Annotated in this window: 1 protein-coding gene; it reads left to right on the top strand. The window is 38.4% G+C overall.

Annotated features, from left to right (window positions below):
* A partial coding sequence (locus DFQ07_RS15710; protein ID WP_449649463.1) for an HYR-like domain-containing protein occupies nucleotides 1-2,045 on the top strand: 2,045 nt, incomplete at both ends.

Consider the following 2,045-nt stretch of genomic DNA (forward strand, 5'->3'; position numbering starts at 1 on the left):
GCAACTGATAACTGCGACAGCGTAGTAGATGTAGTGTTTACTGAAGTAAGCAATACGGTAGTAGATGGATGTGGAGAAATCGTACGCAAATGGGAGTCAACCGATAACTGTGGCAACACAGTAAGTCATACCCAAACCATTACGGTAACCGATACTACTGCACCCGTATTATCAGCAGAACCAGCAAATGTAAGTGTAGACTGTGAAGCAATACCAGCAGTACCAACCATTACGGCAACTGATAACTGCGATAGCGTAGTAGATGTAGTGTTTACTGAAGTAAGCAATACGGTAGTAGATGGTTGTGGAGAGATCGTACGTAAATGGGAATCAACCGATAACTGTGGCAACACAGTAAGTCATACCCAAACCATTACGGTAACCGATACTACTGCACCCGTATTATCAGCAGAACCAGCAAATGTAAGTGTAGACTGTGAAGCAATACCAGCAGTACCAACCATTACGGCAACTGATAACTGCGACAGCGTAGTAGATGTAGTGTTTACTGAAGTAAGCAATACGGTAGTAGATGGATGTGGAGAAATCGTACGCAAATGGGAATCAACCGATAACTGTGGCAACACCGTAAGTCATACCCAAACCATTACGGTAACCGATGTAACTAATCCTGATTTTACAGTACCAGTAGATATTACAATTTATAAAGATGATAATTGTACTTATGATGCTAGTGTTGGAATTACAGGGGATGTTACTGATGAGTCAGATAATTGTGATACAACTTTAGATACCAATTATAATGATGTAGAATCAGCGGGAAGCTGTGAAGGAGAAGTAATAGTTACTCGTACATGGAATCTTACTGATAACTGTGGAAACACTACTGAAAAGGTTCAAACAATAACAGTTAAGGATAACACGGCGCCAGTTATAGATGAAACAAACAAGAATAATATAGATATAGAATGTGGAGTAGGAGATACAGCTACTACTTTACAAGATTGGTTAGATAACAATGCAGGAGCGACAGCTACTGATAATTGTAGTACTGTAACATGGACTAATAACTATGGAGAAGATACTTCTGTTAAATGTGATGGAAGTTACATTACAGTAACATTTACAGCAACTGATGCTTGTGGAAATTCAAGTACCACCACTGCAGGATATTTAATTAAAGATGAAACACCACCAACAATTACAAATCAACCATCAGATAAGATAGTAGAATGTGATGGTTCAGGAAATACCACTGAGTTAAATGATTGGTTGGCAAATAACGGAGGAGCAACTGCAACTGATGATTGTAGTGTTGTATCTTGGAGTAATAATTATACAGATTTAACGTACACATGTAGTTTTACAGGAGAAGTAGAAGTAATTTTTACAGCAAAAGATGCTTGTGGAAATCCTGTAGATACAAATAGTGCTAAATTTATTATACAAGACACAACAGCACCAGAGTTTGTAGAAGAGTTACCAGCAAATGTAACAGTAAGTTGTGATGCAATTCCAGCAGCAGTTGTACTAACAGCAACCGACAATTGTGATGCTTCAGTAACAGTTAATTATGCTGAAGAGTTTGCAGGACAAGATGATGAATGTGCATCGGAATACTTAATTACAAGAACATGGACAGTACAAGACTGTGCCGGTAATACCACATCACATACTCAAGTAGTAACAGTAGAAGACACAACAGCACCAGAGTTTGTAGAAGAGTTACCAGCAAATGTAACGGTAAGTTGTGATGCAATTCCAGCAGCAACGGTACTAACAGCAACCGACAATTGTGATGCTTCAGTAACAGTTAATTATGCTGAAGAGTTTGCAGGACAAGATGATGAATGTGCATCTGAATATACAATTACAAGAACATGGATAGTACAAGACTGTGCCGGTAATACCACATCACATACTCAAGTAGTAACAATAGAAGATACTACAGCACCAGAGTTTGTAGAAGAGTTACCAGCGAATGTAACCGTAAGTTGTGATGCAATTCCAGAAGCTACTGTATTAACTGCAACAGATAATTGTAATTCAGAAGTAACAGTTGTATATTTAGAAGAGCAAACAGG

Origin of the sequence: Tenacibaculum caenipelagi (assembly GCF_004363005.1) — a bacterium.
Classification (GTDB): Bacteria; Bacteroidota; Bacteroidia; order Flavobacteriales; family Flavobacteriaceae; genus Polaribacter; species Polaribacter caenipelagi.